This is a genomic window from Chryseobacterium sp. FR054, from assembly GCF_056844565.1.
In genome coordinates this window covers 787,610-811,800 of sequence record NZ_JBXDSA010000001.1, presented here as the reverse complement: position 1 = coordinate 811,800, position 24,191 = coordinate 787,610, and the positions used below count along the sequence as shown (strand labels likewise).

16 protein-coding genes are annotated in these 24,191 nt (G+C 35.5%); 10 read left to right on the top strand and 6 right to left on the bottom strand.

Annotation, left to right across the window (positions count from 1 at the left end; translation table 11 throughout):
- The first annotated feature begins 5 nt into the window (after positions 1–5).
- From AC106S_RS03990 to AC106S_RS03980, 3 genes are all read left to right on the top strand, one after another.
- Positions 6–1,109, top strand: coding sequence for a hypothetical protein (locus AC106S_RS03990; protein ID WP_482437840.1), 1,104 nt, complete (start codon positions 6–8; stop codon positions 1,107–1,109).
- Between the two features lie 140 nt (positions 1,110–1,249).
- A complete protein-coding gene (locus AC106S_RS03985) occupies positions 1,250–2,056 on the top strand; it encodes a hypothetical protein (protein WP_482437839.1) in 807 nt (268 codons plus the stop codon).
- A 729-nt stretch (positions 2,057–2,785) separates the two neighbouring features.
- Positions 2,786–2,872 carry a lipoprotein gene (locus tag AC106S_RS03980; protein ID WP_482438416.1) on the top strand — a complete coding sequence of 29 codons (87 nt, stop codon included), beginning with the start codon at positions 2,786–2,788 and terminating at the stop codon, positions 2,870–2,872.
- A gap of 279 nt (positions 2,873–3,151) precedes the next feature.
- Here AC106S_RS03980 and AC106S_RS03975 read toward each other — a convergent pair whose 3' ends face one another.
- Positions 3,152–3,937 carry a response regulator transcription factor gene (locus AC106S_RS03975; RefSeq protein ID WP_482437838.1) on the bottom strand — a complete coding sequence of 262 codons (786 nt, stop codon included), beginning with the start codon at positions 3,935–3,937 and terminating at the stop codon, positions 3,152–3,154.
- A 193-nt stretch (positions 3,938–4,130) separates the two neighbouring features.
- On the opposite strand from AC106S_RS03975, the gene AC106S_RS03970 reads away from it, so the two are divergent.
- The 3 genes from AC106S_RS03970 (at position 4,131) to AC106S_RS03960 (ending at position 5,253) form a co-directional block, all read left to right on the top strand.
- Positions 4,131–4,457: a helix-turn-helix domain-containing protein gene (locus AC106S_RS03970; protein ID WP_482437837.1), complete on the top strand. Its 327-nt coding sequence runs from the start codon at positions 4,131–4,133 to the stop codon at positions 4,455–4,457.
- A gap of 50 nt (positions 4,458–4,507) precedes the next feature.
- Entirely contained in the window at positions 4,508–4,927 is a 420-nt protein-coding gene (locus AC106S_RS03965) for a transposase (protein WP_482437836.1), read from the top strand.
- A 149-nt stretch (positions 4,928–5,076) separates the two neighbouring features.
- A complete protein-coding gene (locus AC106S_RS03960) occupies positions 5,077–5,253 on the top strand; it encodes a bacteriocin-like protein (protein ID WP_482437835.1) in 177 nt (58 codons plus the stop codon).
- A gap of 1,297 nt (positions 5,254–6,550) precedes the next feature.
- Here the strand turns inward: AC106S_RS03960 and AC106S_RS03955 are convergent.
- The 5 genes from AC106S_RS03955 to AC106S_RS03935 form a co-directional block, all read right to left on the bottom strand.
- The gene (locus tag AC106S_RS03955; RefSeq protein WP_482437834.1) at positions 6,551–11,977 is read right to left on the bottom strand and encodes a beta strand repeat-containing protein; all 5,427 of its coding nucleotides are present in this window, start codon (positions 11,975–11,977) and stop codon (positions 6,551–6,553) included.
- A gap of 78 nt (positions 11,978–12,055) precedes the next feature.
- A complete protein-coding gene (locus AC106S_RS03950; RefSeq protein WP_482437833.1) occupies positions 12,056–14,038 on the bottom strand; it encodes a hypothetical protein in 1,983 nt (660 codons plus the stop codon).
- Positions 14,039–14,190: 152 nt separating this feature from the next.
- Complete coding sequence (locus AC106S_RS03945) at positions 14,191–15,039, bottom strand: tail fiber domain-containing protein (RefSeq protein ID WP_482437832.1); 849 nt, start codon at positions 15,037–15,039, stop codon at positions 14,191–14,193.
- A gap of 26 nt (positions 15,040–15,065) precedes the next feature.
- On the bottom strand, positions 15,066–15,602 hold the full coding sequence (locus AC106S_RS03940) for a TetR/AcrR family transcriptional regulator (RefSeq protein ID WP_482437831.1): 537 nt from the start codon (positions 15,600–15,602) through the stop codon (positions 15,066–15,068).
- Between the two features lie 262 nt (positions 15,603–15,864).
- Entirely contained in the window at positions 15,865–16,713 is an 849-nt protein-coding gene (locus AC106S_RS03935) for an AraC family transcriptional regulator (protein WP_482437830.1), read from the bottom strand.
- 122 nt (positions 16,714–16,835) lie between these two features.
- Between AC106S_RS03935 and AC106S_RS03930 the strand changes: the two genes are divergently transcribed.
- The 4 genes from AC106S_RS03930 (at position 16,836) to pafA (ending at position 23,987) form a co-directional block, all read left to right on the top strand.
- Positions 16,836–18,065, top strand: a complete 1,230-nt coding sequence (locus AC106S_RS03930) for an MFS transporter (RefSeq protein WP_482437829.1) — start codon at positions 16,836–16,838, stop codon at positions 18,063–18,065.
- A 7-nt stretch (positions 18,066–18,072) separates the two neighbouring features.
- Complete coding sequence (locus tag AC106S_RS03925; RefSeq protein ID WP_482437828.1) at positions 18,073–19,551, top strand: trehalase family glycosidase; 1,479 nt, start codon at positions 18,073–18,075, stop codon at positions 19,549–19,551.
- 27 nt (positions 19,552–19,578) lie between these two features.
- Positions 19,579–22,221, top strand: coding sequence for a TonB-dependent receptor domain-containing protein (locus AC106S_RS03920; protein ID WP_482437827.1), 2,643 nt, complete (start codon positions 19,579–19,581; stop codon positions 22,219–22,221).
- A 119-nt stretch (positions 22,222–22,340) separates the two neighbouring features.
- Complete coding sequence (gene pafA, locus AC106S_RS03915; protein WP_482437826.1) at positions 22,341–23,987, top strand: alkaline phosphatase PafA; 1,647 nt, start codon at positions 22,341–22,343, stop codon at positions 23,985–23,987.
- The last annotated feature ends 204 nt before the right edge of the window (positions 23,988–24,191 follow it).

Below are 24,191 nucleotides of genomic sequence, written 5' to 3'. Positions count from 1 at the left end.
ATGTTATGAAAGAAAAAAATTTTAAAATAGGAGTCCTTTTGATTTCTTCAGTAATGTACTCTCAGGTTGGCATTAATACTGGGAATCCCGATCCATCTTCAAACCTAACGGTAGCCCCTTTGGATTATAATAATAATACCAAAGGAACTTTACTAAGTGTAATGACTACTGCACAGCGATCCACAATTGCTTCTCCTGCTACAGGACTCATTGTATATGATACTGATTTGAAATGTATGATGACCAACAATGGTACACCGGCTGCACCGCTTTGGGAATGCGTAAGTGGAAATGATATCAATATATATAATGCTGATGGAACACTTACAGCCAACAGAACTGTAATGGTAGATGGAAGTACACTTAATTTTAGAACTGGGTCACCCAATATTCGAGAAACAAAAATAGATCATACTGGAAGTGGAAATGCATTATATCACAGAACATCCACAGGAAATGCCATTATACAATTACAAGGAGGATCCAGTTTACTGAATATAGGGCAACGTTCCAACGGTAATGCTTACATAACGACAGGTGTGTTGGCGGCTAATACTACTGGAATTTCTGTAGGAACAACTGCTAGTTCAACGGGAAATGTTGAATTGAATACAGCTGGTGTTACCAGAATGAGGGTTTTTCCTGATGGCAAAATTTCAATGTTGGCTCAGGTGACTGGCCCACTGCTTACTGTAAACGGATCCATACAGACAGCTGGAAATACATATCCTGACTATGTATTTGAAAATTACTTCAAGGGCTCTTCTGAATTGAAAAAAGAGTATGGTTTCAAATCGCTGAAAGAAGTAGAGAATTTTATCAGTATAAATTCACATTTACCAGGAGTGACCAGTATCAAGGAGCTCCAAAAGAATGAAAAAGGAGAATATCTTTTCAATATTTCTGAACTTAGTATACAGATGTTGGAAAAAATAGAAGAACTCTACCTCTATACCATTGAGCAACAGAAATTGATAGAAAGTAAGGAAGCTGAAATAAATATTCTGAAAGAAAATGCTGAGGTTACCATGGCCAAGGTGGAAAGATTGGAAAAGTTAATGCTTGACAAGCAACGTAAAAATCAAGAGTCAAAAAAAAGATTCTTCTGATGAGAAACTTTTTGACAGATCAGGTCTTATCTTATCTGTTTCACTGCTCGGAAGTTGAATTGAAGTAAAGATAATTCCCCGATACTACATTCAATGGACTTTATTTAAAAACACAAACAAAATATATTGAAAGCACTTTTATGAAAAAGAATCTCTTGACTTTAATCCCCATGTTTTTGGGGATTTTGTTCCAGGCTCAGGTGGGTGTTAATCACTCTGACCCAAAATCTACTTTGGATATAGTAGGAAAAGCAGATGCAAACAGTCCTGACGGAATACTTATTCCAAGATACACAGCTTCGGATTTGGGTAAAAAAGATATTGCGTATGGAGCAGAACAAAATGGAACCATGGTGTTCGTGACAGGAGGAATTGGGGATAGTCCTAAAACCATTAATGTTAAGGCCGTAGGTTTTTACTACTATGATGCTCCCAATTCCACGTGGAAACCTGTAAAAGGTGAAAACAACGCAGGGTCTATCATACCGGGAGAAACAATCTATTATACCGAGACTTTCTTTTTGAATGGGTCAAGCAATCAAAACTTGAGTAGCCAACCGTTAGTAAAACCCCTTCCGGTTTTAGATGGATTGATGATTGACGTTAATTCCTATTTGGGCAATTATGCATATCATCCTAGATTTTACAATACAACGGCAAATCCTATCACTATTAGTTATACGTTAGGATATAACAGTTCTTCTTATAGTCATGGCTCGCTTTCCATTCCAGCTTTTGGACAATGGTTTCCATTTGGTGATTCCAATAGTTATAATTCAACAATAGCAGGTTTACCCTATTGGGCAAGTACCTATGCTACCAATGCTATGGTTACCATCATGATCAAGGATAAAGTTTACAGGATTGAATGGTTTTGCTATGACATTCAGGGAGCACCAAGTAATACACAGCGTAAGGTGAATATACTTATAACAAGATTAGGATAAGGGTTCAAAACATACTAAATAATCCTATTAGTTTAATTTCAGATTTAATTTTCATCAGCTTTCATTATAAAGCTGATGTTTTTAACCTTAGATGGGAAAATAAAACATGCTCATATGTTTATGAAATGCTTGAACTCTAAAAATGACAGATACCTGTTATTTCATAGTATATTCTGACATAATATCTTTGTCATAATAAAAACTTTAAAACACAAATGTTTTCATAAATCATCCAATTATATGTTGGAATCCATGAATCTCCAAATTAAAAACATGAAGATTTTTAACTTTTTAGGTGTTAATAAATTTTGTATTTCAGATGAAATAGAAATCCGGTAAATTCTAAAAAGTAATTTCTAACATTTTACAGATCACAGGGAAAAAATGTAAATTATATATTCTTTCATGCCTATTTCAACCCAAAAATGGTTCTATAATTAGCTTGTAAACAAGTGCAGAATTAAAATTTTTATACAAGCTGCTAAGAAGATAGACTTAAATTAGTGATGATGATTTATATTCATATTAAGATAAAAATTCTTAAGTTTTATCTTGGGTTGGAAAGGTTTATTTGCTCTGTAGAATGAATGGCAGCAGCCTTGATTTCAAGGCTGCTGTTTTTAGGATGACACGCTGCTATCTGGATTAAGAAGTAACATCATAATACCGCTCTAAGTTCTGATTTTTATAAAAAAATATAGTTTTTTTAAACTCTTAAAAATCAATAAAATGAAAAAAATACTTTTAACATTCGGCACTTTAGCTGCATTAGCATCTTGTACCAGACCCTTCCTCAGGAGCTTTTTCAGCAGGTAAAATTGGCTCTACAAAAATGGACTGTAATTCTGATGAAGAGCTAAATTTCCTGAATATGCTTCAAAAAGCAAATAAATACATTATCAATGGTGATGATCTGAATTGTATCAAGATGGGAAATTACTGTTGAAATTTCATAAGGGTGAATAATCCCAGATTGTAAAATAGAATAAAATAGTAATTGGAAAGATCAGCTTTGATTTGGCAAGCTGGTGTTTTATATTAAAATAAAGAGACGTATTCCATTAAAGACTTCGATTGATGATGAGTGGTAGTTTTCTACATTAAATTATGGATCATCACATAAGCAACCAGTTCCGATGAAGTTTTGGTATTGGTTTTTTTTCGGAGATTTCGTTTGTGGTTTTCGACAGTATGATAAGAAATGTAGAGCTTTTCAGCGATTTCGGGAGTGTTGTAACCTAGGCACATTAGTTCAAGAATTTCCTTTTCCCTTCTTCCTATTTTTGGGGTATCCATCTCAATACTTTTAATCTCTTTCTCAATATATTTATAATAGTGAGTTTCTTTTTTACTATAATCTATCATAGACATTAACAGGTGGTTCTCTATATTAAAATGAGATATGTCATAAATGACTACTAACGAGGCTTCTACCTCATCATTCTCATTAATATATTCTGCTATACATTTGATCATAACCAAACGATACTCATTGTTCTTGTCAAGCATTCTCCCGTAAAAATTAAATTTTAAAGTTTCTTTTTTAGAAATACCAAGGTTAAATCGCATGGATTCTGCAAGTTGAAAAGCAGCTTGTAAGTAATCTCTATCTTCAGGATGAAATTGCATATTAAAGAAATCCGTCTCTATATCATGAAGCCAGTCATTTCTCTTAAATGGAGTAAACTGTTCAATGTTCTCACTTACCATCTCCACTTTTCTTTCAGATAGATTAAATATAAGCCAAATATGAGTACCTATAGCATGATCAGCTATGCTGTTGATTTTTTCTTCAAAAAAATCATAATATTCTATTGGTGACCGACTTCTGTAAGTAAAAGTTTCAATAAAGTGTGTATTTATAGGCTGAATTTTTTTCATAGCGGTTATTTTAATCAAAATTAGCAAAAAGGCTTACTTATTTTTAAGAAAAAAATTTTTTTATTAAAAATAAAATGACAGATATCTGTTATTTTATGATTCATATTCATAAAATATATTTGTAATAATATTCTAATAGTTATAAAAACACAAAAAGTATATATCTCCACTAATGATAGAAAAAAATGATGTCATGGAACCTGATTATAAAAAAATTTATTGGGATTTGATTTCAGAGAAATTTCCAATACAATTACAAGACTTTCATAAATTCTTTAAGAAAAGAAAGTTAAACTGTTTGGATGTCATTAATCTCAATAAAATACTCTTCCCGAATCATCAGTATGAAAATTTGAATCAAAAATATAAATCATATGATAAAGAAAGTATTTTGAAGATGCTGGATTATCAAAGAGAAAATAATCTTAGTAATTCACAATTAGCCTTACATTTTAATTTAAGTCGGAATACAATTACTGCATGGAAAAGAAATATGAAGAAAAAAAATGAAAGGAATTAGCTACTAATAACAGTTATATTATAACTTATTACTACCATTCAAATTGAACTATGGATTTTAAAAATATACATATTGGATCTTTAATTAAGAACGAAGTTCAAAACAATAAAATAGAGGATTCACGGATTTCTGCATTTTTTAATATATCTGTTTTTGAGGTTGAAAAAATGTACAATGAGGAACATTTGTCAACGGAGCTATTAATGAAGTGGAGTAAACTACTGGATTATGATTTCTTTAGGCTCTACACACAACATCTTATCCTGTTTTCCCCACCAAAGAGTTTAGATTATAATAGGGGGAAAAAGAATTTACCTGTATTTAGAAAAAACATCTATACTAAGGAAATAATATCGTTCATTCTGGAAAAAATAGAAAAAGGGAGCATGTCAAAATCAGAAGTTGTCAAGGTTTATAAAATTCCTAAAACAACTCTTTATAAATGGATCAGTAAGTATTCAGGATCATAATTTTATAACATTGTTTTTTAGGTTTGAGTTGCTGATAATTGATTGTTTACGTGTATTTTAATCTCTTAATTGATAGGATGAATGAATTGAATTCCTAAGTATTATTTTGAAAAATATTATTAAATTTATATTACAAAAAAAATATTATCATGAAAAATTTAAAGAAAATTTCCAGAGAACAATTAAAAGATGTTAAAGGAGGACTAACAGTGAACATATGTTTGAATAGGTATTATTTGGAACGTTTATCAATTGGTCTAGGGGAGATAGATGATTATGATTTGAATATATGTAAATATTTATCAAATAATCCTTTTAATCTCTAATATTTGGCCTTCCAAAATATTGGAAAAATGTATTATGTTTATTAATCACTTTAATCATTAAAAATCAAAAGGCTGTCCTAAAAGTAAGACATATCTTTTGAGAATTTAATATTTGAATATACCTCCTGTATAAGGAGGTACGAACAAAATTAACAAAATTAGAGGCTGCCCAAACTTTTAGGACAGCCTCTTTGTATTCTGGACTCCAGATAATCTCTGCTATGATAAATTATTTTATCAGAAGCTAAGCCATTTAAGTAAATAAGCTTTTTATTAGCAGTGTAATTTTAATCTAAATTATTTTACATACTTCTAGACCTATTTCATTTTGTTGAGGATAAGGTTTTCGAAAAGTCATACTTATATCCTCCCGAAAACTTCTTTGAGTTTCCTGAGATTTGTCTTTATAGATTGAGTATGGGGATCAGGAATAAGTCGTATTTTAGCCATCTTTGTAATGGTAACAGTGGGAAAGTGATAATCCACTTTCACTGCACCGGGCAAGAGATAAATTACTCCTTCCTTAAATGGACATTTTCTAAGACTGTTCAGAAAATGAGCGGTATCAAAATATTACCTTTCCGCATCAATCTAGGTTCCAATGTACATGTCATCTTTTTGTCCCAGATAATTTTTTAGGAATAAGTATTGGATAGACCAAAAGGTAAAACTTACAGAATAATATATTTAGAAAAAGCGCCAACTGTATGCAGTTGACGCTTTTTGGCTATTTGTGAACTTGACAGTGGTACCCTCGAACCAATTTCTAGAAGATATTGATAGAATTTTAAAGTTATTTAATGAGTATTGATTATTTTTTGAAACTTGATAAGAAGATATTTGTCATTTTTAATATATACGAAGTGTAACTCATTTTTGAAGATATACGAAAAAAATAAGATAATAATATACTTTAATGTACCGGCATTTGATGCTTAAAAATTAGTATAGAGGTCATTTTGGGGATTAAACTTCACTTCTTTTTTGCCTAATGGTCAGCTTTACTCAGTTATGTGTGGTATGATAAAGAGGCTGGCGGGCTAAAGTTTGATTACAAGAAGAAGCGGAACAGTAAGTGAGGGATTCGAACCTTGAGTTTTAAATTGCTTTTTCAAAAGTGCCACGAATTTGCCACAACTCTTTATACTATTGATTAAAGTGCAAAATCTTATAACAACTCAAGTAAATTATACTTTAGTTTCACTATGTAAATGTAGTGAATAAATTGTTTTAATCTGTTAGTACCGTAAGATAAAGTTGAAGCTATATGATTAGCCTCAACTTATTTAAATTCCTTCTATTCATTATCAATTCTAATCCATTTGCCATTTTCTACACCTTCATAAAAGTGATCATTATGATAAATAACCGCTCCCTGGATATATGGTTTATTTGCTGGCAAAGTAAGCGCTTCCGGTAAGGCTTCTTTATTTCTCAATAAGAAAACATCAGTTCCTTCTTTGACAACAATTCCTGTTGACGGGATCAATTGCATTACATTAGCATCTGCAGGGGGATTAGCAATAGTAATTGAAGATAATTCTGCCAATCGTCTTGCTCCGGAACTTGCTGTGCAGCCCCTCAATTCGCTTCCGTACAACTGAACAACTCCTGGTGTTGTACAATCGGGATTAATATTCACTACAATATCTTTATTAGCTATCGCAACAGGACAAGCCATACCTGTTGCAAAACGAACACCTTTGAGATGATAGACAAATGCGCCTACAACATTTCTTGGCTGATTAAGTGTTGCCACACCATTTGCATTGGAAGTGATTTCCATATCAGGACCATTGTTGATACTGTAAGTAAAAATATAAGTCTGATTAGTTAAACTTCCTTTAAAAGTTACCACAACATCACCCGTAGCCTGAACCAAAGCACTGATTGCAGTAGTAGACGTATTATCTAACGCTGATGCAACAGACGAAATCGTAAAGTTTTCTGTAATATTACATCCATCCTGAGCATACACCACTTTTACACTATAATTTCCCGGCTGGGTAAAAGTAACCATTGGCGAAGTGCTGATGACTCCGGCATTCGGTGCTCCAATTTTTGTCCAGGTATATGATGCATTTGGATCTGTTCCGTATAATGCTGCTGCATCATAGGTCTTAGGAAACTCTGACGAACAAAGCGTTTTGTTACCACCAAACCCTGCTGCCTGAACATTGGTAGGTACAATGGTAAGATTAGTAGTATTTCCCAAATCCTGGCTGTTTCCGTAAGCATCAACCGGACGTGAAAAATTCATGTCTTTTACAGATGCATAAAACATAGTATAAGCAGCTGCCGGATCAAGATTGATGATAGTTTGACCGGAAGCAGCTATTCTGCTTACATTAATCCTGTTACATGGCGTTCCCGTCATAAAAAGATTTTCTGTTACCGTTTGCCCACTGGCAATGGTATATGTTCCGGGATTGAAATATAAAGTTTTGTAATTGCCTTTTGATGATAGTGTTCCACTTCCAAGGAAAGTTACTTTATTGAAATTATGAACAGGAGTTCCACCATTTAATGTACCTGCAGTTGTTATCGTCACATCTCCGAAGTTGTTTACATTTGTTACACGAACATAGAAGTTACCCGTTGTTATTTTAGAATCGATGGCATTTATTGTTACAGGATAATTGTTATAGGAATCAATAGTAAAGATAGGGCTATTAATAATTGATTGTCCGAAGTTCAATAAAGGACTAACATTCTGGTTATAAAGTAATTCAAATTTGGAGGAACTAACTGTTGTTAAAGAATAATTATTGGTTTTAAAACTTTTTACATTCACGCCTATTAATCCGCCATTGTAATTGCTCTGAAGCTCAAAGAAATCCTGTGTAGCCACTATGTTGATTGGCGTGCTGACTCCTTTGGTGTCTATATATCGGGTGACGCCCGGAGTTGTACTTTGTGCCATAATGATATTAAACGCAGGTGCACTGACTACGACATCATTTTGCAGGGCAAGATTACCATACACGTACAATCCATAAAAGTTATTAGTAGCGTCACCATTAAAGTTCAATGCCGGTTTATTGGGAGCATTGTTGAAAGTAATATTTTTAACACTTCTGCTTGACGAAAAATAGATTCTGTTCTGCGTAGCTGTAAATCCGGAATTTGCATCAAAGAAAACATTATCTGTTGCACGCGGAGGAAAACAATCAGTTAACGGTGTTCCACCCGAACTTAATGACCAATGCTGGGCATCATCAAAATCACCCTGTCCTCCTATCCAGTATAAATCACGACCTGCCGGAACAGCGTTAAAGTTGAAGCCGGTATTATTACCTGCATCAATACTGCTACTTACCTCATAGGTTTGCCCTCCCGATGAAGAAAGTCCTTTAAGATAGGTGTTTACAATTTTAAAATCGGTTGTATTATAGTTTGGTATTACAATTTGTTTTGGAGTAGTATCATTACTAATGATTGCCAGCTTATCCGAGCTACATTCTCCCAACATGTTCATTTTTTGCTGAACATAGATATTACTTCCCAAAGAGATCGTATTTTTTCCGCTGATATTAAGCATATTGACCTTATTTAGATTTCCGATATGCAGTGTACGGAAATCAGATCCTGTGTATATATATGGGCCGGAGTAAGAAAGAATATTCAGCTCGTTGATAGTTCCCTGGGGAAAACTGAAAGAAGCATAATATCCTAAATTTGAAGCTCTTTGGATATATTTTGACTCGATATTTACTTTTCCAATATAATGGTTCAGTGCATTAAAACTAGATGACAAATATTGATAATAAACAGGAGTAATATTAATAACACTGTTAATATCCTGTATGGATTGTACTGTGTTTACAATGATAGAATATACATTGATAGTACTGTTGTTGAGTACTAGTTTTTCTCCTGAAAAATTCATCGCTGGAGATTGCGCTGTAACGTTAGTAAAATCGAGCGTAGCACCTGTATTTTGATAAATACTGTAATCACTTTTTATATTCCCGTTAACTGTCCATATAGCATTGCCTGTAAAATTTAAATTAGAAATACCATTGACCCCTGACATATTGATCGTCTTTACAGTACCTGCAGGTTTATCCAGATTCATAAAGTACCAGGTTCTGTAAGAGTCACCATAATTACCACTCACTGAAAAGTTAGGTTGCAAAAATAGATTACCGTTGATCGTTATAGAAAAATTAGCCATATACATTATTCCTGTAGCTGGAGCAGGAACCGTCCATGTTATATCATTCACTCTTACATGACTGTTAAGACTGATAGTATTGCTACCTGCCATCAACCCAGAGTTGGCGTCAAAAAAAACGTTGTCATAAATAGTAGGTGGCCCGCAACGATTAGCAGGATCAGTACTTCCGCTTACCACAGACCAATGTGCCGGATCTTCCCAATTACCTGCACCTCCAACCCAATACAGGTTTTTTCCTGTAGGTGCTGTAAATGTTATTCCTGTATTGTTCCCATTATCAATAGAATTATCCGCTAATACAGTTGCTCCACTCGCCGTTATATTGGTTATATTTAATCTATTAAGCTGTACAATTCCATTTCCGTTAATGTTGCTGCCCAGTACCAGCTTTCCTTTACGGACAGATGAAATTCCGTTCATATTCTGCATAGAGGAACACGCATTTCTGTTAAAAAGAAATACATCGGTAACAGAAAAAGTTGGGGTATAATAACTACCGAATAGTATTCCTCCTGTTCCGTTATGAATAAAGCTTTTGGTAGAGATTGTTGAATTGTCTGTATTATATCCGTTAAGAAGAAAATCTGTTCCGCTTGCCACCTGAATGGTATTCGCATTTATCTTCCCACGGATACCGACTTGACTCCCATTTCCGTTGAAAATAATACTATCTATGAAATGATTATTAGTATCACTATTAACAGTAACTCCGACAGCTTTTACAGTTGTATTTTGAGCATTGATAGCCTGTGTATTGGAAATGGTAATATTATTGGTTGCAGTAATGTCCGAATTGCTTATGGCTACAGAATTCCCTCCAAAAACTATACTCCGTGCCGTTATTTTACTGTTATCCGCAAAAAGATTGGCTCCTGCGTTGATTGCGTTAAAACTAAAATCACTCATTGTTTTCAAGCTGTAATCTCCCTGTGTACCTGGAGCTACCAAATAATAATTCCCTGTTCCGTTAACAGCAATATATGGCATTATATTTCCTTCAAAACTCATATAATAATTTGCAGATGCAGACCTTCCTAAGAAATTGAAACTGGTATTGGTTGTATTGATCTGCATATTCTTTTGCAGGTAAACACTACCATATGAGTTGGCAGTATATACATTCCATTGTGGGATTCCAGGAACATTCAGCCACTTCATATCCCGGAACTCGGCATTTTGTCCAATGTTGGCTGAAACGGCTACTCCTGTACCGGAATTTTGATCAAAAAAGACATCATCCCATCTCATCGGGACACAATTTACAGGTGCACCTCCTGAGGTTAACGACCAGTGGGAAGGATCAAACCAATTGCCGGATCCACCTATCCAGTAGTACGTATGAGAAGTGTAATTGTTGTATGTAATATTACCGGTATTACCGCCCCCATCTATCGCTGCGGTATAGCTCGCTCCTCCGCCTGCACTGATGTTAGTAAAGCTATAATTTGGAAAATCCATTGTCATGCCTGCCGGTCCTATTATTTTTCCTTTGTTAGAATAACTACCCGTAACCCCAATAGCAGGAGATACACCTTTACAGGGTACATTGGCGGTAAAGTTTTGGTTTACCTGAAGATAATAATTAAAATTACTATTGTCTAAAGAGTATGTTGAATTATTAAGGCTCAGATTATTTACAGAAATCAAACCGCTAAATGTAGCATTACTGTCCATTATCATTTCATCCACATTCAAAACACCAATAGTAGAACTAAGCAAAGGCTTGAACATATTGGCACTCGTTGTAATTTTTTTTACAACCTGTTGTTTTGTAAATGTCAGTCCGGGACTGCCAAAATTGTAATTGCTATAATAACTGTGCGTAGTATTATTGATGATAGAATTAGAAAGATTAACCTTATCGTTGATGTTGGCAAAAGTTGTATTAATGACGATATTCCCGAAATCGGAAACGGTGCTTGAGGTGTAATTGAAATTTTTTACCGTAATATTTTTACCATTGGTATCAAGTGAAGCGTTATCCTGTATTGTGAATACCATATCGAAATGTTCACCACCAAGATCATTGATCAGTTTCCATTTTCCGTTTCCTGTGAGATAAACATAAGCAGATTTAATTGTGCCCCAGCCACCGGAATCATCATACGAAGCATTGTTGAGCCAGTAAATATCTGAGGGGATATCTATAAGGTTCGATGTTGTCTGAGTATCATCATACATCATTGTGATCCCTGTATTTAGCGCGAGATAGGCACCTTTTCGCCATTGTACATTTCCGTAGATACTAATGCCGCCAGTTAACGTAAAATTACCGGTAAAGCCATCCTGAACGGTAAAGTTTTTGCATATAGCCGACGAGCCTGAAATATTTCCCATTGATGCGGTAAAACCACTTGAATTGGTAATAAATACATTATCATAACGGGAAGGAATAATGGTTGCCTGAGGGCCATTTGGCGATCCGATACGCCAACGGTTCAAATCATTCCAGTTTCCTGCTCCGCCTACCCAATAGTAGTTGTTTTGTGCAAAGATTTGCTGGCAGATTACCCAAAAGAAAAGGAGGTATAGTTTTATTTTCATAACTATAGGTTTTATATTATAAGGCGTTTAAAAAAACATTTTTCAAACTTTTTCACAGTAGTAAATGGGATACACATTTCAATATCTCACCATCAATACTCCTGTTGAAGTTCTGTACAAGGCTCCCACTGGTAAGCCTGCAGCTGTTGCCGTGGCATTATCGGCATAAACATTACATCCTTCTATGATAGCAGGCGTCAACTGGGAAGCATTTTTTACGATATGCAGTTTGGCTTGCGGTGTAGTGGTATTGATACCGACATTAACTTCATCCGGACTGTTAGAAGCTCCTAAAACCATACTGTTACTGGCTTGAACTTTTGCACGATAACCTATGGCAGTGCTGTTGTTAATCGTTGACAAATTAAGTTGATTTCCAACAGGGCCTGAATCATACCCTATAGCAGTATTATTATTACCTGTGGAATAAGCTAAGCTACCTGCTCCCATAGCGGTATTGTAATATCCTGTGGTATTAAAGGTCAAAGCGCCATCACCAAAACCACTATTACTACCTCCTGTGGTATTAAAAACTAAAGCATATTGTCCGAAGGCACTATTCCTCCATCCTGTGGTTGTAGCAGCCAAAGCATGATTACCAAAAGCATGGTTATAATGTGCGGTGGTATTAGATGACAAAGCTTTATAGCCAAAGGCATGGTTAAGCTCCCCTGTGGTATTTGCAGTTAGAGTTTCCTGACCAAAAGCATGATTTCCAAATCCACTTGTATTTGCTGATAAAGCTAATTTACCAAAAGCATTATTCCAGGTTCCCGTTGTATTATTCTGCAATGCTGAGTAACCATATGACGCATTTTCTTTAGTTATTTGCCCTGCATGTTGGTTATCTATTCTAAAATTAAGGGGTACATCGTTCAGTGTTCCTAGAAAATAGGTTGCAGTTGCTGTATTACCTGTATATAACCATGCATTGGGAGCGGCTGGTATCAGGCTTGTTGTTGCCACGCTTTTTAATACTCCTGTATTATCTACCATCACCATTTTGTCTGTGGTGATGTTAGCTTCCTGGGTTGGTAAGCTCACCAATTGCGCGTTACCATTAACTTGTAGCACTTCTCCTGCGTAGCGGGTTTCAAAATTATCAAAACCAATACCTATTTTACCGTGTCCCAGGACTGTAAAAGCATCTGACCTTGATATGTCATTACCTTTACCTATATTAAAAAGACGGTTTTTTCCTTCATCCCCAACCACACTCGTATATACGTAATTTGTTGAGAACCTACCTGCTACAAATTCACTAAATCCATTTGCTATATTTGAAGTACCTGCAGCCACCGAATGACCACCCCGGGTTTCGTTAAAACCTCCTCCCAAAACAACAGAATGTCCCCCAATTGCTTTGTTGTAAATACCACCAATTACGCCCGCTCCTTGTGCCTGTGATTCATTGGAAGTTCCACCAATAATAAAATTAGATCTTACAGCATTTGAACTATTAGGATTTTTAATAGCCTTATTAGCATTTCCTCCTATAATTGCTGAAAATTCTGTTTCAGCAATATTATTTGATCCTGATACTACGGAATGCAGCCCTATTGTGGTACTTGTAGAATGACCAGATCCCAAATGAACTGCTCCCCTAACATCTAGGCTAACCCCTGAGGTAGGGTATTGTGTACCTATAGCTACATTACCTGTCTGGTATATATTCTCTGAATTAGCCGTTGCCGGATCTGTAGTACCTTGTATGTTCCACGGCTCTGTTGATGCTATACCATTAGCCACTCTCTGCCAAACTGCGCCATCAAAATAATAGTAACCCGCTGTGGTTATATTTACAGTTTTAGCCGTTGCAGGCGCAGCAGCAGCTGTTACATATACCATAGAACCTGTCTGCGCTGTAAGATAAAGCCCGTCTTTGGCTTTCAGCTGGTTTCCGGTTATTCTTGGGACAATGATGCCATCTGTTTTGGTCAAATCTGTTGGTGCACCCTGTATATCGAAGGTCGCTTTTGGATCTGTTGTGTTCACTCCCACCTGAGCGAAAGTCAGCATTGATAATGAAAGGGTAAATAAAAGGGTAATGTTTTTTTTCATTTTTTTGATTGATTATTGATTAATTTTTATCCCGTGAGTAAAATCATTCCACTAAGTTCCGCCTGATAACACTTCAATATTAGCTCTGGGAGCTTTGTTCCTGTTGTCAAATTATTAGTTCAAATATCTACTCGAATAAAAACACAAATGGTTTATTTAGTCTTTTTCAGGTCCTGTATTTCTTTTTGCAATTCTTGGATTTTCTTATCCTGCTCGTTGACGTTTTTCAATAGGAGAGGAATGAGCTCATTATAGTTAACTGATTTATAGCCTTCGGAATCCGTGTTTACGATATTAGGAAGTACTTTTTCTACTTCTTGTGCTATTAAGCCATATTGAAGCTGTGCATTTCCTCCTTTCTTTTTACCCATATCATTCCAGAAATAGGAAACAGGTCTTAATTTTGAAAGGATTTCTGTGGTAGATTGTACTTCTGTAATGTTCTGCTTCAGCCTTGCATCAGAATTGTAGTCTATTGCTGATGCTTTTACCGTTCCGGCGACATCAAGCTTTGCTGAAGCGGATGGGACGGTCCCTATTCCTACGCTTCCTGTTCCGGAAAAGACAAGGTTCTTGCCGTTAAGATCTACATTTCTTGCGCTTTGAGGAGTGGTAATGCTTCCGTCCGTTGTATAGATATTATTAGTACCTATAGCCTCCCAGCTGGCTCCATTCCAGTAATAATATCCGGACTGGATAATTTTTATCACTTTCGGATTGGGAGATGTAGGGGCAGAAGTAGCGTAGATCATCAGAGATTCAGTGCCTGGTTGTAAAGCATTGGACATAATCTGAATCTGGTCACCTGTGAGACGGGGAATCATTATGCCCTCTGTTTTCGTACTTCCGTCACTTTTTGCCTGAATATCAAGAGTAGATTTTGGATCAGGTGTATTAATCCCGACTTGTGAAAATAAAAAAGAGCCTGAAAACAATGTTGCTAAAGTACATAACCTAAACATTTCAGAACTTAAAGTTCCCAAATACATTCTGTTTTTCATAATTAGTGGTTTTTTTTGTTATTAAATTAGATTTTGGATAATATTATTTCATCAAGCAGACACTTGCATTCTTCAATTAATTCATTTGACTTATAAAGCTGGCTGGTGGTAATAGAACCTTCAAAAAGAAGATAAACATGAACAGAGAGAGTTTCATCTTTAATTTCATGATCAAAGAAATTTTTTAATCTTTTCTTTTGATCACGAATAGTTTTAACTATTTCTGATTTTTCTTCAGAAAGATCAGAAAGAAGATTAAGATGACTACACCCTCTGAAATTTTCTTTTTCATTGATATAAATAAGAAAATCAAAAGATCTAAGAATCCTTTCCTTAAGAGAAGAAGCATCTTTGATAAAATTTTCAAGCTCCAGCATCCAATAATCAAATCTTCTATGTAAATATTCTATGCAGAGACTATCTTTTGATTTGAAATGGGTATAAAAAGTAGATTTAGAAACACTGGCCTCTTTAATAATCTGGTTAACTCCAGTATTATTATAACCCTGATTTTGAAATAAAAAACTTGCTGTACTAAAAATTTTTTCTCTAATCTTATTCATTTGGTTAATGTTTTTGCAAATGTAGATAAAAAAATGAACAGACTTGTCTGTTTATTAAAAATAAATAAAAAAATAATAAACTGAGAAAATTACCGGAAAGATTGGGGGTTCAAAGAATGATTGAAATATCTTAGAAAGATTTAACATAAATAATAGTTATCCTTAATGTTAAATAATATGGAAATTGCCTTAATTTGTTGCCGCTTTAAATAATAAATTTTACCTACTTCATTAGAAGTGTTCTTTATGCACCAATTAAAAACTACCTCACAAGCTCATTGATAAATTCCGTAGGAGTTTTATTCATACATTTTTTAAAGCTTCTGTTGAAGTAAGAAATGCTATTATATCCTGTGTTGTAACAGGCTTCGGAAATGCTTTTTCCTTCGAGTAAGAGAGTACAGGCTTTATCAATTCTGTATTGGTTTACAAAATCAGAAAAGGTAATCTTTGTTGCTTTTTTAAAAAAATTGCAAAAAGCAGGTAAGGTAAGGTTGGCTAGATGTGCTACTTCAGTGATGTCTATTTGTTTTTCATAATTCTTTTCAAGAAATGTGAAAATGATCTGCAATCTTTCTTTGTGTTTAGAAATAATGGTATGGGGCATTACTTCTTTATTTAATAATATATAATCTTTATCTTCAGACAGCTCAAACAAAATATTAAGCAGCAATAAGTATCTTTTTGAACCTTCACTATCAAGCAGCTGAAATAATTTCGGCTGTAACTTTTTTTTTGCTTTATCACTGAAAAGTATTCCAAATTTTGACAACATAAGCAACTTACGCAGAGCTGAGGTTTCTTCTATTTCGGAAGGAAATTTCATAATTTCTTCCTTGAACTGTATGACAATTTCTTCGTGGGGATCAATAGAATTGTTTCCAAATCCGGAATGAGGAACATTTGGCCCAATCAGTACAAGATCACCATTTCTGAAATTACCTTTGTGATATCCTACATGTCTGCTGCCACTTCCTGAAACCACGCAAACAAGCTCTATTTCGGGATGATAATGATATTCCCACCGGAGCTCTTTTACAGGAACATTAATATGTAAAGCTCTAAAGGAACTGTTTTTATCAGAGGTAATACTTTCGTAATAAACTTTCATTATTTTAACTTAAAATATATTGTAAAAATAGTATTTTAATTAATATTGTGTTAATAATGGTTTATTATGTGAAATAATTGTAAACTCAATGTTAATAATTTTGCGAAGTTAATTGAATTCTGATGAAAAATTTACGGATTAAAATTGTCCTTTATCTCAATTACTTTGTCTTCGCAATTCTTCTGAATTCTGTGGGAGCTGTAATTCTTCAGGTGCAGCAAAATTTCGGGATTTCAAAATCTTCAGCTAGTGTCCTTGAAGGTTTTAAAGATCTTCCGATTGCTATATGCTCATTTATTCTGGCTTCTTTTCTCCCTAAGTTCGGAATAAAGAATTCGATGCTGATAGGCCTTTCACTGGTAAGCTGTATGTGTTTCTTAATGCCTTTTACAAATCAGTTTTGGGTTTTCAAATTACTTTTTACTATTGTAGGAATTTCATTTGCCTTAATCAAGATTTCAGTTTTTACTTCGATAGGACTTATTACGGAAACTGACAAAGAGCACTCGAGTTTCATGGGATTCCTTGAAGGATTCTTTATGATAGGAGTTTTAGCAGGAAATCTGCTGTTCAGCCTTTTTATTGATGATCAGAATCCAAAATCCACCCATTGGATGAATGTATACTGGGTACTGGCCGCATTATCATTTTTATCATTTTTATTTCTTTTCTTTTCCAGACTTAATGAGAAGGAATCTAAGAGTGAGGGAACAAACTTTCTGGGTGATATAAAAAACAGCATCAGTCTCTTCAACTATAAGAGAGTCTTATTTTTCTTATTATGTGCATTCCTTTTTGTTTTGGTTGAACAGAGCTTTCAGACCTGGACTCCTACATTCTATAAAGAGATACTGCGGGTTCCCACTTCCATGAGCATACAGGCAGGCGCTATCCTGGCAGGCGCTTTTGCTTTAGGCAGATTTTTATCTGGCTTTTTTTCCAAAAAATTTAGCTGGATTTATGTAGTTTCTTTCTGTGCTGCCGGTTTTGGTATAAGTTTACTTCTGGTTCTTCCGTTAACACATAATACCCATATTAACGCCGATACCAGCTGGTTAAAAGCACCAGCTGCAGTTTACCTGTTTCCTTTAATGGGAGTGTTTTTAGCTCCGATTTATCCTAGTATCAATTCAGTAATTCTTGCATCAGTTCCCAAATACCTTCACAGCTCAATGTCAGGTCTCATTGTAGTATTTTCTGCAATAGGAGGAACGCTAGGGTCAGTAATTACAGGGTTTATATTCCAGGAGTTTAATGGGCAGCATGCATTTTACCTTTCCTTAGTACCATTGGTACTACTGATCATTTCAGCAATTTTCATGAATAAACAGATACAGATCAATAAAAAATAACATACATATGAGCAACGAGCTTTACATAAACGATATACAATTGCTCTTTGATGATATTCAGCGTGCAAGAATATTTGAAGACCAGAAGACCATGACAGATGCAGTACCTCTTTATTCCATTTCGGAGATCAATAGAAGATATGATAATGAAAGAAACGACAGAAACTTTGATCTGAGAGCCTTTGTACTGGCTAATTTTGATTTTATCGATAAAAAGACAATTCAGAGAGAAGATTTCCTGCCGATTGAACAGCATATTAAAAAACTATGGGATGAGCTTACACGTACAGCCATTGATAACCAGGGTACTCTTTTAAAACTTCCTAAACCTTATATTGTCCCGGGTGGGCGCTTCAATGAATTTTTCTATTGGGATAGTTATTTTGTTATGCTTGGTCTGCAGGTTTCCGGACGGCTGGAAATGATGGAGAATATAGTTGAAAACTGCAGCTACCTTATTAATACATTTGGTTTTGTTCCCAATGCCAGCAGAACTCATTTTCTGAGCCGTTCACAGCCTCCTTATTTCTCGTTAATGCTGGATCTTCTTGCCGAAAGTACGGATAACACCGACACATATTGCAGGTATTTCGGAACTCTTGAAAAAGAATATAAGTTCTGGATGGATGGGGAAGAACAATTAATTAATGGTACCACTGCGAAGCGATTGGCAAAAACTGAAGAAGGAATACTTCTAAACAGATATTATGATTCCGAAAATTTGCCACGGCCCGAAAGCTATCTTATCGATATAGAGGATCAAAAGACTTCTGATCAAGATGAATTCTATAGAAATATCAGAAGCGCTTGCGAATCTGGCTGGGATTTTTCCAGCAGATGGTTTAAGGATGGAGAACATATACAGACTATAGAAACGCTGAACATTGCACAGGTCGATTTAAATTGTCTTTTATGGCATCTTGAAAATACCCTTTCAAAGTCTGCCGGTCTTTTGGGGCTGGAAGATAGAAGAGTATATTATACAAAGAGAGCAGCAGAAAGAAAACAGGCAATCAATCATTATTTCTGGGATGAAGAAGCCGGAATATATAAAGATTACCATTTAAAAAAATGTAAGAAAACAGCTTCATATCACATCGCTTCATTGTATCCTTTATTTCTGGGACTTGCCACTGGGAGGCAAGCTGAATCAATGTCGAAAACAATTTCCGAAAAGTTTCTTTACAACGGTGGCCTTGTTACCACAACAAAAAATACAGGTCAGCAGTGGGATATGCCTAATGCCTGGGCCCCATATCAATGGCTGGGTTTTAAAGGAATGAAACAATATGGATTCGTGCAGCTGGCGAATGATATAAAAAATAACTGGTGCAAAAATGTGGAAAGAGTATATGAAAATACAGGAAAACTAATGGAAAAATATAATGCCGAGGATACCAAAACCATTGCCGGAGGAGGCGAATATCCAAATCAGGATGGATTTGGATGGACCAATGGTGTATATCTGAAATTAAAAACCCAATAACTAAAACAAACTAACACTAAAACTGCTATGGAGAAAAAATCAATTATTTTTATTGTGGGAATTGCTACTTTATACCTCAATAATATTTATGCACAAGAGACTAAGCAAGACTCTTCGAATTCTAAAAGTATTGACGAAGTTGTAGTCACAGGAGTTTTTGATAAACGACTGAAGATGAACTCGCCCATTGCCATTTCTGTACTTAAAGCTGATATATTGGAAAAACAGGTTGCGGTAAGTGCGTCAGACCTTTTGAAAAATGTACCGGGAGTATATGTGAATTCTTCAAACGGAGAAATCAGAAACAGTGTTGCTTCCCGGGGAATTACTGTAGGAACACAGGATGGTAGCTTCGGTTATGAATATGTATCCATGCAGGAGGACGGGCTTCCCATAACCAATACCACGTATTATAATTATGGCCCCGACTTTTTCCTTAGGGCAGATGCAACCATAGAAAGGCTTGATGCTGTAAGAGGAGGATCTTCATCTATTACCACAGCCAATGCTCCCGGGGGAATTTTTAATTACATTTCTAAAACCGGCGGTAAAAAGCTGGAAGCGGAGGTAAGAATGAGAACAGGTATTCAGGGAAAGAACAATAACGGTCTATACAGAACTGATCTTAATATCGGAGGCCCTCTTGCTAAAAACCTTTTCTTTAATATTGGTGGATTTTACAGATATGATGAAGGGGCAAGACATCCAAGCGGATATCCATTGAATAACGGAGGACAGGTAAAAGCCAATATCGTAAAAAAATATAGTGGAGGATCCCTTAAGCTTTTTGTTAAATACCTGCGTGACAGAAACGGCTATTCTATGGCTATTCCTACAAGAGGATATGGAAATGCAGAACCTGCGGAGGGCTTTGATAATAGTTCATCTATTCTTCTTCCTCCTGCAACGTATAGTCAGACCAATTTTGTTGAAAGCGGTAATTTATTCTATGATTCCAGAAGACAGGTTGATAATACTTACCGTTCTGTTGGTTTGAATTGGGAGCATAAATTAGGAAACGGCTGGAACCTTGACAATAAGATAAGGGTATCTAATAATAATGTAAGGTACAACACCTCTACAAGTACTTCAATTATTGCGGTAGACAGCAAAGATTTTTTTAGTTTATTTGGAGCAGCCGGAGCTGATGGTAACTTTACTTTTAGAGATCATTCTACAGGCCAGATTATGTACAGTGTAAATTCTGTGAACCCGAGCGGTGGCCCAAACCCGGTATACAACGTCACCACCAACAGCTTGCCTAACCAAACATTAAGAAATAATTCTGTATTTATTACCCCACTACAGATTTATCAGAATAAAGTAAAAGAATTAGTCAATCAGCTTACTATTACTAAAAAATGGAATAATATGAATTTTGCGATAGGAGGTTATTTTGGATATTCCGACGTTGCAAGGGTTTCAGGAGGAGGAGGAGTTGCTGTGACAACTATGGAGCCTAATCCAAGGCTTTTAGATATGGTATTTACAGGAACTATGGGAGCAAATACAGGAACTTTCAATATTACAAATCCTGATGGTTTGGCGCAATTTGCCAGTAACAATGGATCTTTACTAGGTTTCTATGCCAAGCAAAGACAGTTAGCTGCTTTTTTTGGTCATACTTGGGATATTACTCCTGATCTTACATTAGATTGGGGAATCCGCTACGAAAGTGGAAATATTAAAGGACATAATACCAGAGCTTATTTAAAATCGACTACAGGTACAGATAACAATGCATTTACAATGTACGATAATACAGTTCTTAATTATCTGGAAACCGTAGAATATGACCGTACATTGAATTCTTTTTCATATTCAGCAGCCGTTAATTATAAGTTTAACAACAATCTTTCCGTCTATACCAGATTTTCACAGGGAAAGAAATCTCCTGATATGGACATCTACTTTGCAGCCAACCGTGCTGCTACAATTCAATTCTTAGATCCTCAACAACGTACAACCAATCAATTGGAAGCCGGATTGAAAGCAAAATATAATAAGTTTGATCTTTTTGTAACTCCTTTTTACAGTGTATTAAAGAAGGTACCAACGGGAGGTTCGGCAACCTTAACAAATGGTGCTTTTTACTCTTTGCCAACATTATATAATGACTTCAGAACTATCGGAGTTGAAGTTGAATCGAATGTACGGCCTCTGGACTTCCTTAGTATAAGGGCAGTCGCTACTTTACAGCGCTCGAAAATAACTAATGGAACATTTTGGATTGTAAATAAAGCCGGCATGGAAGATGACCAGATCGGTTCTTTTACGGGTAATGAAACAGGAGCTACTCCAAGACTGTTCTTCAATATAACACCTAATGTAAAGTTTGGTAAATTCTATTCACTGCTTACCTGGAATTATATGGGGAAAAGACAGGCTAATAATGCTAATGCCTTTACACTTCCTTCTTTCTCCATGTTTGATTTCGGGGCGGGATATAGTTTTACGGATAGGCTTTCTGCCTCTGTGAATGTCAACAATATTTTTAATACCTACGCTACAATGAGCTGGACAAGACCTGGATCTTATGCAGACCAACGCGCCAGCCTGGACGCATTTACTCCAGAAATGTATCAGACAGCAGTAAATGCTAATATGCCATATTTTACAGTGGCCAATCCTCCAAGGTCAACATTTTTTACTGTTGTGTATAAATTCTAACAGGTTAGTTAGTTGATTTTTTTCTGAATGTCCTGAAATCCGGTAAATGAAATCATATCTTTAACTGGATCAGGGACATTCAGATTTCTTCTGAAGTTTAATCAATATTACAGAATTCTATGTTTTACAAAGCCGTTAAAATAATATTCATTTCCTTTTCCATAGCTACCATCAGTGCTCAGAAAAAGGCAGCCAACAATGATAAACCAAAACTTGTGGTGGGCATTGTTGTTGATCAGATGAGGTGGGATTATCTATACCGCTACGAAAAGAAATATGGGACAGACGGTTTTAAAAGGATGCTGAAAGAAGGATATTCACTTAACAATGTTCATATTCCCTACATTCCTACAATTACTGCCGTTGGCCATGCTTCCATTTATACGGGATCTGTTCCTTCCATTCATGGTATTATAGGAAATAACTGGATTGATAAAGAGACGGGTAGAAGTGTTTACTGTACTGCTGACTCAAATGTAAACCCGGTAGGATCTGACAGCCGTAAAAATGGAAGCCATTCTCCGTCCAATCTATGGTCTACCACTATTACAGATGAGTTGAGAATGGCCAGTAATTTCAGGTCAAAAGTAGTTGGGGTTTCACTGAAGGATAGAGCTTCTATACTTCCGGCAGGCCATCATCCGACTGCTGCTTTCTGGTTTGATGATTCCACAGGTAACTTCATTACCAGTTCTTACTATATGAGTGAGCTTCCGCAATGGGTAAGAAGTTTCAATAGTGAAAATAATGCTGAAAAACTTCTTTCAAAGGGATGGGATACCTTTTTTCCCATACAGGAATATATTGAAAGTACAAAAGATCATACTGAATGGGAAAACCCTGTAGGAAGCGCGAAGATACCTGTATTTCCCTACAGCAGTTTAATGAAAGATTATAAGACAGATAAAGGTGTTATCAGAACAACACCGTTTGGGAATACATTGACTTTACAATTTGCAAAAGCTGCTCTTGTGAATTATGAATTGGGAAAAGGGGCAGAAACAGATTTCCTGGCCATCAATCTGGCATCAACTGATTATGTAGGGCATTCTTACGGTCCCAATTCAATAGAAGTTGAAGATACCTATATCAGACTGGATAGAGATCTTGCAATATTTTTTAAAGAGCTTGACAATAAAGTTGGAAAAGATAATTATGTGGTATTCCTGTCTGCGGATCACGGCGGGGCTCATTCTGCAGGATACCTGGACTCAAATAAAATGCCGAGTGGATTTTTTGATGAAAACCTGCAGCAATCATTGGAAGAGGAACTTAAGGCCAGGTTTAAAACTGAAAAGATAATTTTGGGAATTGATAATTATCAGATTTACCTCAACGATGAAGCAATCATAAAGAACAGATTGAATCAGGAAGATGTAAAAATGAATATTATCAACAAACTAAATAAAAAACCTGAAATTTTGTACGCTTTCGAACTTGCAAAGGTCGCTTTATTGCCTGTTCCTGAACCATTGAAGTATCGTGCAATAAGCGGATTTAACTGGAAAAGAAGCGGAGATATTCAAATTGTTCCAAAAGATGGTATGCTTCCTAATTATGCAAGAAAAGGCACTACACACGGTGCATGGAATTCCTATGACTCACATATTCCGTTAATTTTTATGGGCTGGAAAATTAAAGCCGGTGAAAATAATGCAGCTTATTATATGACTGATATTGCTCCCACTATTTCTGCTCTTTTACATATTCAATACCCTAGTGGTATGGTGGGCAGACCAATAACAGAGGTCCTTGAAAGTAAATAAAGATGGCTATCAATAACAAGTATATTACCTCTCCGCTAATGCCTATATAGTAAAATTACATACATTATCAGTTTTTGCTTAAGCTAAGCTGCACTTTATTGCCTGAAGGAAGAATTTAGATTATTGTATTTTATTGTGAACCTTTTAATCTAAACCTTAAACTTGTCTAAAAAAAGCATACTGCCCATATTTCCTAGAAAAAAT

Bases quoted from the DNA above. Each gene is read 5' to 3' on its own strand.
- AC106S_RS03980 (WP_482438416.1), top strand. From the start codon at position 2,786: ATGAAAAAAATACTTTTAACATTCGGCACTTTAGCTGCATTAGCATCT.
- AC106S_RS03935 (WP_482437830.1), bottom strand. From the start codon at position 16,713: ATGAAAGTTTATTACGAAAGTATTACCTCTGATAAAAACAGTTCCTTT.
- AC106S_RS03930 (WP_482437829.1), top strand. From the start codon at position 16,836: ATGAAAAATTTACGGATTAAAATTGTCCTTTATCTCAATTACTTTGTC.
- AC106S_RS03950 (WP_482437833.1), bottom strand. From the start codon at position 14,038: ATGAAAAAAAACATTACCCTTTTATTTACCCTTTCATTATCAATGCTG.
- AC106S_RS03955 (WP_482437834.1), bottom strand. From the start codon at position 11,977: ATGAAAATAAAACTATACCTCCTTTTCTTTTGGGTAATCTGCCAGCAA.
- AC106S_RS03940 (WP_482437831.1), bottom strand. From the start codon at position 15,602: ATGAATAAGATTAGAGAAAAAATTTTTAGTACAGCAAGTTTTTTATTT.
- pafA (WP_482437826.1), top strand. From the start codon at position 22,341: ATGTTTTACAAAGCCGTTAAAATAATATTCATTTCCTTTTCCATAGCT.
- AC106S_RS03920 (WP_482437827.1), top strand. From the start codon at position 19,579: ATGGAGAAAAAATCAATTATTTTTATTGTGGGAATTGCTACTTTATAC.
- AC106S_RS03945 (WP_482437832.1), bottom strand. From the start codon at position 15,039: ATGAAAAACAGAATGTATTTGGGAACTTTAAGTTCTGAAATGTTTAGG.
- AC106S_RS03990 (WP_482437840.1), top strand. From the start codon at position 6: ATGAAAGAAAAAAATTTTAAAATAGGAGTCCTTTTGATTTCTTCAGTA.
- AC106S_RS03970 (WP_482437837.1), top strand. From the start codon at position 4,131: ATGGAACCTGATTATAAAAAAATTTATTGGGATTTGATTTCAGAGAAA.
- AC106S_RS03925 (WP_482437828.1), top strand. From the start codon at position 18,073: ATGAGCAACGAGCTTTACATAAACGATATACAATTGCTCTTTGATGAT.
- AC106S_RS03960 (WP_482437835.1), top strand. From the start codon at position 5,077: ATGAAAAATTTAAAGAAAATTTCCAGAGAACAATTAAAAGATGTTAAA.
- AC106S_RS03975 (WP_482437838.1), bottom strand. From the start codon at position 3,937: ATGAAAAAAATTCAGCCTATAAATACACACTTTATTGAAACTTTTACT.
- AC106S_RS03985 (WP_482437839.1), top strand. From the start codon at position 1,250: ATGAAAAAGAATCTCTTGACTTTAATCCCCATGTTTTTGGGGATTTTG.
- AC106S_RS03965 (WP_482437836.1), top strand. From the start codon at position 4,508: ATGGATTTTAAAAATATACATATTGGATCTTTAATTAAGAACGAAGTT.